Raw genomic sequence first — 7,805 nt, forward strand, 5'->3', positions numbered from 1 at the left:
TGGAAGCCTCTGCCCCAAGCCGGCAAGCCCGACGATCAGCAAGCCGCCTGACCTTCACCCAACGCTGTCATACAGCTCCCACGCCCGCGCGCATGCGTCAATCAGGCGGCCTTCGTCGTATGCGCACGACAAGCATGCGATTTTCTTTTTTCAGGCGATCGGGCAAACCTAGCGCGAGGTATGCCTCACAATCATGCAAACGCAATACGACACGATTCATACTCCGCGACAGAGCAGCGGCGTGCTCAGCCGGGCAGAATAACCGACAGCCGATCCACACGCGACCCAGCCTATTGCAATAAGCGATCGCACCCGTCTCTTTACAAAAAGCCTGGCCTGTAGCTTCTTGTCACACCGGAACCTGGCCGCTCGAGAGGCGCCCGCCGGTTCTGGCTTACAACCACAGCGGCGGCGCTCCGAGTGCCTAGGCGGATTGGAAAGGTAGGGCTCCAACTGCCCCCTTTCTAAAGGCACAATCGGTAAGCAGCATACGGTTTGCGCTTGCTAGCAAAGCTTACTTATACTCCCGCTCCGTCCACCACGGAAAATAGTCCGGCAGATCGGCCGGGACCCTGTCTTTGAATACGGCAGGCCGCTTTTCCAGGAAAGCCACCACTCCCTCCTTGGCATCAGCGGAACGACCGCGCGCATACATGCCGCGGCTTTCAAGTTTGTGGGCTTCCATGGGATCGTCGGCGCCTAGCATGCGCCACATCATCTGCCGGATTAGTGTAACCGACACAGGTGCCGTCTTCTCCGCGATCTGAACGGCTAACGCACGCGCTGCTGGCAACAGTTCGTCCTGCCGCACGATCCTGTTAATCAGCCGACCGGCGAGAGCCTCCTCTGCAGAAAATATCCGACCGCTCAAGGACCATTCGAGCGCCTGGGAAATGCCGACCACGCGGGGTAAGAACCAGCTTGAGGCGCCCTCCGGAACGAGCCCACGCTGCGAGAACACGAAGCCAAAGCGCGCGGCATCAGTGGCGATCCGAATATCCATCGGAAGTTGCATCGTCGCACCCATGCCGACGGCTGGTCCATTAACAGCAGCGATTACAGGCTTGAGTGACCTAAATATCCGGATTGCAATCTTGCCCCCAGCGTCGCTGACCATGGGATCGCTGTAGTCCACCTTCCCATCGGGCAGCCGCTTCACCGGCCCGCGCCGCACGTCCCGATCAAATGTATCGCCGCCCAAGGAGAGGTCGGCGCCAGCGCAAAAGGCACGCCCGGCGCCGGTAACAATGACTGCGAGGACGTCATTATCCTTATCGGCGCAATCGAACGCATCGACGATCTCTCGCTCCATGAGAGCGGTACAGGCGTTCAGCTTATCCGGTCGATTCAGCGTAATCGTGAGGATTTTCTCGTCAATCTCATACTTGATCGTCTCGTAGACCATGGCATTCCTTCACCGCTTGACATGCGCTCTTTATGCGTCTGGTCACGAAGACCTGGTCCGTTTCAGCGCCTGATTCAACGCCTGCTCGAATATTTCAAGGCCGTGATCGAGCGTTTCACAATCGATCGTAAGTGCAGGCAAGAATTTCACGACCTGATCGACCGGTCCGCATCGTTCGACCATCAGTCCTCTCTCGAAGGCCCCGCGTGCTGTCGCGGCTGCAATCTCGGGCATTTGGCAATCAAATCCGAACGCCATGCCGCGGCCCCGGACCGCAAAGCTATTTCCGTACTTGACTGCGATAGTCTCGAGCCGGTGCCGCATAAACTCTCCTAACCGCAGCACCTCTTGCCCGAAGGTCTCGTCCCGCCAATAGAGATCTATCGCTGCCATCGCCGCTACTAGCGCAAGGTTATTCCCGCGAAACGTACCAGTGTGTTCTCCCGGCTGCCATGCGTCGAACTCCTTTTTGATCAGCACCATCGACAGTGGCAAGCCGTAGCCGCTTAGTGACTTCGACAAGACAACGAGATCTGGCGACAGATCAGCGAACTCGAAGCTAAAGAAATTGCCCGTCCGACCACAACCCATCTGGACGTCGTCAACTATGAACAGAGCGCCGGCACTCTTCGCTACGGCTTGAACTGCCTGTAACCATTCTCTGCCGGCGACGTTGATACCTCCTTCGCCTTGGACCGTTTCGACGAGGATGGCAGCTGGGCAATCGATGCCGCTGCTCTCGTCGGCCAGCACTTTTTGCAGGTAGTCCGCTGTATCGACGTCAGGACCAAGATAGCCGTCGTACGGCATGAAAGTTGCACCGGATAGCGCAACGCCGCTGGCCGTCCGGTAAGCGCGATTGCCGCTCGCGGCCATGGCCCCGAGGCTCATGCCATGATACCCATTGGTAAATGCGATGATATTCTGGCGTCCTGTGACTTTGCGGGCGAGCTTGATCGCGGCCTCGATCGCATTAGCGCCGGTTGGCCCCGTAAACTGGAAGCAGTACTTCAAATTTCGCCTGGCAAGTATGACGGCATTGAAAAGCTCCATGAAGTCGATCTTTGCGGGAGTTGCCATGTCAAGGCCATGGACGACGGCGTCCGATGCCAGATAATCAGCGATGGCACCTTTAATCCTGTGATTGTTATGGCCGTAGTTCAGCGTTCCAGCCCCGGAGAGGAAGTCCACGACCTTTCGACCATCCTCCGTCAACATAATTGAGCCACGCGCTCGGCTAAAGACGGCGGGAAATGAGCGAGAGTAAGAGCGGACATTTGACTCCAGCTCATCCAACGCTTGCATCTTACGGGATGCGTTCATCGCTCTAGCCATATAGCACCTCTGCCAAGGCAAGTGATCAGCCAAACTAGTGAATCGTCCTTGGTCAGGAGACCAAGGTTCTCCGCCCCCATCCCGACAACTCCATTACCTGAGATCCAGGAGCAACGAAGCTGGCAAAACTGATAGTAGTCTCGGCTCCAGAATCATGCTCATGGCGCGTTCTCTATTCGGAAGGTCAGAGCACTGGGCTTGATCATCATTTAGCGATGACCACAATACGCGCGCTCGCTTCATGTTTAGCCGCGGCCGGATAGAAGTGGGAGGCTGGTCGCTCGCGCGATATAAGGACGCTTCCCGTGCATACTTGCCCATTATCCTGGAGCGACACGTTGGTAACCCGCTCCAAGTGACTCCGTGACAAGTCCGTAGATGTCTCTGCTCTCAGCGGGTAGAGATCTGAAGTCGCTCAAGCTTGCGTCATCCTGAAGCAAAGCGGACCAAAATGCCCCTGTCACTGGACATGGTACGACCGGTTAGTTTTGGTACACCTTCTATTCGGTTGCGAACTCTGCCTCGGACAACATGGTCGTGCCAATAATCCGATCTTTCGCCAATTGCGTGATCTCGTCGTCAGAGAGTCCAAGAAGCTCTGACAGGATTTCTCTATTGTGTTGTCCGAGGGTTGGCGCCGCCGTGCGGACCCGATAAGGCTTTGCCTTATCACGAATGGGCATCGACGGCTGTGGATGGACGCCGATGAAGGGGCGTTCGAGTTCCTGCAGAAAGCCACGCGAGCGGAGATGCGGATCTTTTAGCAAGTCAATCGGCAAGCGGGCTACACCGGATGCAACTCTTGCGGCTTGCAATTCGGCCATGGCGTCATCCTCATCGCGATTGACGGTCCAAGCTTCGATGGCTCTTTCAATTTCATCCTCAATGGCTCGACGAGCCGCGGCAGTTCTCAGCGATGGGTCCATCGCCCAGTCTGTCCGACCAACGAGCGTGGCAAGCCTCTCCCACATGTCATCGTCGCTAACTGCTACTATGATCCATTTGTCTTCGCCCGCACACCGAAAACAGCCATGCGGCACGAATTGTGGATGTCGATTGACATATTTGGGCGGTGGTGCAGCTTCACAGTGGAGGAGCGGCGCGGCCTCGGCGCACCGCAAGCCGCTGATCGACTGAACAGTGATCCATGGTGCTGCGAACGGCATCAGACATTCGACTTGGGCTAGATCAATGAACTGGCCCTGCCCAGTCCTGCGAGCATGAATCAGTGCAGCCAGCACCGCTGCGCAACCGTTCAACCCTCCGACGGGGTCGCCAAGAGCGATGTGAGTCATAACGGGTAGTCCATCGGCCGTGCGGATCACACCGGGAAGCCCTGAACCCTGCTCGAGAGTTGAGCCGTAGGCTCGGCACTCGCGATGGGCGCTGTTCGTCCCAAATGCCGACATCGACATCATGACCAGTCGAGGGTTGAGAGTCCTCAGCACGTTGTAACCAAGCCCGAGTCTTGAGAGGACCTCGACTGAAAAATTGTCAACTGCAATGTCGGCTCCTGCCAACAAACGTTTTGCAAGAGCGAGCCCCTGCGGGCGCTTCAAGTCGAGTGTAATTCCTCGCTTGTTTCGGTTGACCATGCAGAAGCAGAGCGCCTTTTCGTACATTTTATCAGTCACGTAGTCAGGACGCCGGTCAACTCCGCGCCACCAATCCGGATATTGGATGGCCTCGATCTTGATCACATCTGCTCCCAGGTCGGCCAGTGTGCGCGTACAAAGAGGGCCGGCCCAACCCATTGTGAAGTCGACGACTCGAATGCCGTGCAAAGGTCCCCGATCAGCACGTAGGCGCAGAGCCGCATCAGATTTGTCAGACGCATCTGTTCGGCCGCCTGCGAACACCTGCTGCTCGCCCGCGGCCGGCACTTTTCCGCCCTGCCGTGGCGGGGTCGATGTCAGTCGCAGCACTGAGCCGACGGTCAGTCCTCCTTCTTCACCCATCCGGACAGGCACGATTGCGCCGCGAGCCAATCGCTCCGGGTCTTCGAGGAGATCGGATATTTCCGGCACCGGTACGATCGGGATCTTGCGTGTCAACCCTTCCGCAAACCATTCGAGTGCAGTCCGTGTTTTCAGCTTCGGCATGAACTGTCGTTCGACTAGGTCCGCATTCTGCAGGCGACCTTCGTTGAAGGCCAGCGCCGGATCATCACGCAATTCGGGCAAACCGAGCATGTCGCAGAATGCCCGCCATTGCTCCGGCTTGGCGGTCGTGACGCCGATCCAGCCGCATTTTGTCGGGTATATGCCGGTCGGAAAATTAGGCCAAAAGCGATTCATTCCAAGCCGGCGCATGACATCGCCGCGCGCAAACGCCTCGAACATCAGATATTCAGTCAAAGCGATATTCGATTCAAAGATGCTGACCGACCACGATGCCCCGCAGTCGCCATGCGTTTGCCTCGCCGCCGAGCTGGCCGCGGCGATAAACTCCCACAGCCCCGCACCAATACCCGCCTGGAAATCTGGAGCGTGCAACGGCGGGCCTTCGGCAGGCCCGGCCAACTTGACTAGGCCGGCCAATGCTCGCACGGTAGAATCGGTCGCGGCAAATCCCGCATAAGGTCCCTCGGCGCCGAACCAACTCGCCTCAACATGGATCAACCCTGGTCGCCGCTGGCGGATAGCGCCAATATCGATCGATGGGCAATCAGCCGGATCAACGTCGCGACCATCGATCAGAATGTCGCACTTCTCAATCATCGACTCGAGCTGCGGAATCGAGTTCGGCCCCGATGGATCAATGATAGTACTTGATTTATTGAAGTTCAGGAATGCGAACCACGCACTCTGACCGCGGGGCGTGAGTGGCGCAGTGCGCCGAATCGGATCTCCGGTCGGCGGTTCAAGCTTCTGCACGGCGGCGCCGAAATCGGCAAACAACCGCGCACAATAGCTGGCCGCAGCCGAGCTACCGATCTCGATGACGCGCAGATACGATAAGGCTTCCATTGAGGAGTCCATTCTTCCAGCCATGCCGGCGCGCCGACCATGATTGGTTGTATAGAGGGCGCAGCGTTGTTTGTTTGCGTGTGATGTGCACTTGACGTACTGGTATCCATCCTGGATCGAGCATTACACTTGGGTGTGTGATCGACGAGGTTGCCCGTCTTGAGTACAAGGTTATCGATATGTCCTTGGTTGCTGCGCCAGCTTTCCTCCGGCAGACACCTTTCTCGCTCTTCGGCCTCCTCCATAGCGAAAGAACACCGCAGGTACCCATTCCGATCAATTCAATGTTCTTCACAATCTTGCGGGAAACTTACTGTCACTGGCAAAGGGCACTACAGCATTGGCTACTTCGCTCGGACAGCTACCAAATCCGATAGAGTTGAGGATGCAGGGCGAATTGAAACCGCGACACTTCGATCGAGGCCTGACTCTGCTGACAGAACCGATCCGGTGGCCTCGTTTTGCTGGGTCGGAATGACCTCGACCCCGTCAGCAAACCTGGCACCGGCGATGACATTGGCAGACTGATCTATTCTTTAATCTACGGCAGGCCTGGACACAGCATCGATGAGCTTGAACACCATGAGCTCGGGGCCGCGGCAAGAGTGACCCTTTGGTCCGAACCGTTCGGTGCCGCATCGTAGCGAACATGTTCTCATCACCAGCCAAGCTCGATACGACGCCTCTCTGACCCGTCGTCACCCCTTTCCCACATAGCTCCATTCCGTCCGATCGACCCGCGTTTCGCTCCGCTGCTCACGTTCGGCTGATGCTGCAGACGGCCGCCTTTTATGCCGGTTGTCTCCGGCGGGCGAAACTAATGTTCGTCCTGGGTTCCCCAGCGCACACCAAAAGCATTCTTTTTCCTCGCACATTCAAGGACACTGCAAGGCCGCCTTCGACGCACTAAAATGCCGCGTTCTTTACCGAATTCTCACACGAATTCGGTGGGAACAAAATTATCCGAAAATAGGATAAATTACAGCGTTGGAGAAAACGGAGACGATCAAGGTAACCTTTTAGCGATGCAGTCCGCCGGGCGCTACGACCAGCGACGAGTCGAGTTCGCCTGTGAAACAGTATGATGCATGATCGATCGATTCCTGAACTGGTGTCCCGAACCAGAAGTTCGCAACATCGCCTCGTGTTGTAACGGGGCATTGTAATGGTAGAAGCGTTCGATGGAAGCAACCATCGGCTTACTTGGTCCACCGGAATGGCTTAGGATCAGCGTTATGTCGTTCGATGAATGAGGCGATGTCCGCCCTGAGGGCGGCTACACTGCGATAGACGCGCGCCTTATCTTCTTATCCGATAAGAAGCGCTCCACCTGACTGAGCCATGACGAACTGGTCGGGGTCAGGTGCACATGCCAGCGCGGCCGCTTAGCCAACCATTTCCGGATCAGCGGGGTCTTGTGGGTGGCTAGTTATCCATGACGAAATGGACGTCGAGTTGGCGCGGCACAGCGGCCTCGATCTCGTCCAAGAACTTGCGGAACTCGGCGGCGCGGTGCCGTCCGTACCACTTGTCGATAACCCGTCCGGTCGCAATGTCGAGGCGGGCGAACAGCGATGTGGTGCCGTGCCTTTTTTTTATTTGTGGCTCCTTTGAGCCCGTTGCCGGGACGCATCGGCAGCATCGGCTGACTGCGCTCCAGGGCCTGGATTGGGCTTTCCTCTACACACAGAACGATGGCGTGTGTCGCGCAGCTTGGCCACGAAGGATTAGTCGAGCGCTTGAATGTCTCCAGCCGGTGCGGCTGGAGCCCGAAGGCCCGCCAGATACGTTGCACCGTCGACACCGACAGGCCGCTGGCCGTTGCCATGCCGCGAGAACCCAATCAGTGGCGTTTCTCGGGCCAGCTTTCCAACTCGCGATCACGGATTCAATGATTCATGGGTGGTCGGCTCTTGGAGGGCTGACCATGGCGGGATGGGAAGACGAACTTGAACGCTGGCTGATGCCATTCTTGGACCGGCTGGGTCATAAGACTCGGCAGCGGATGTGTCCTCTGTATGTTGCGGGACTGATCGGTCCTGGCGATCGCAAGAGCGTTCAGCCGATGGCGGAGCGCCTTGCCACGGGTAACTACG

Annotated in this window: 5 protein-coding genes; 2 read left to right on the plus strand and 3 right to left on the minus strand. The window is 57.3% G+C overall.

Annotated features, from left to right (window positions below):
- Positions 1-514: 514 nt before the first annotated feature.
- The 3 genes from CVM73_RS38410 to CVM73_RS38420 form a co-directional block, all read right to left on the minus strand.
- Positions 515-1,405: a crotonase/enoyl-CoA hydratase family protein gene (locus tag CVM73_RS38410; protein WP_100236900.1), complete on the minus strand. Its 891-nt coding sequence runs from the start codon at positions 1,403-1,405 to the stop codon at positions 515-517.
- 42 nt (positions 1,406-1,447) lie between these two features.
- Positions 1,448-2,728 carry a diaminobutyrate--2-oxoglutarate transaminase gene (gene ectB, locus CVM73_RS38415; protein WP_430641334.1) on the minus strand — a complete coding sequence of 427 codons (1,281 nt, stop codon included), beginning with the start codon at positions 2,726-2,728 and terminating at the stop codon, positions 1,448-1,450.
- A gap of 512 nt (positions 2,729-3,240) precedes the next feature.
- Positions 3,241-5,709 carry a CaiB/BaiF CoA transferase family protein gene (locus CVM73_RS38420; protein WP_100236903.1) on the minus strand — a complete coding sequence of 823 codons (2,469 nt, stop codon included), beginning with the start codon at positions 5,707-5,709 and terminating at the stop codon, positions 3,241-3,243.
- Positions 5,710-7,152: 1,443 nt separating this feature from the next.
- Between CVM73_RS38420 and CVM73_RS39915 the strand changes: the two genes are divergently transcribed.
- Both CVM73_RS39915 and CVM73_RS38430 read left to right on the plus strand, forming a co-directional pair.
- On the plus strand, positions 7,153-7,323 hold the full coding sequence (locus CVM73_RS39915; RefSeq protein WP_158237660.1) for a hypothetical protein: 171 nt from the start codon (positions 7,153-7,155) through the stop codon (positions 7,321-7,323).
- Between the two features lie 277 nt (positions 7,324-7,600).
- The coding region (locus CVM73_RS38430) for a transposase (RefSeq protein WP_146006744.1) at positions 7,601-7,805 on the plus strand (205 nt) is incomplete at its 3' end.

Origin of the sequence: Bradyrhizobium forestalis, assembly GCF_002795245.1 — a bacterium.
Lineage (GTDB): Bacteria > Pseudomonadota > Alphaproteobacteria > Rhizobiales > Xanthobacteraceae > Bradyrhizobium > Bradyrhizobium forestalis.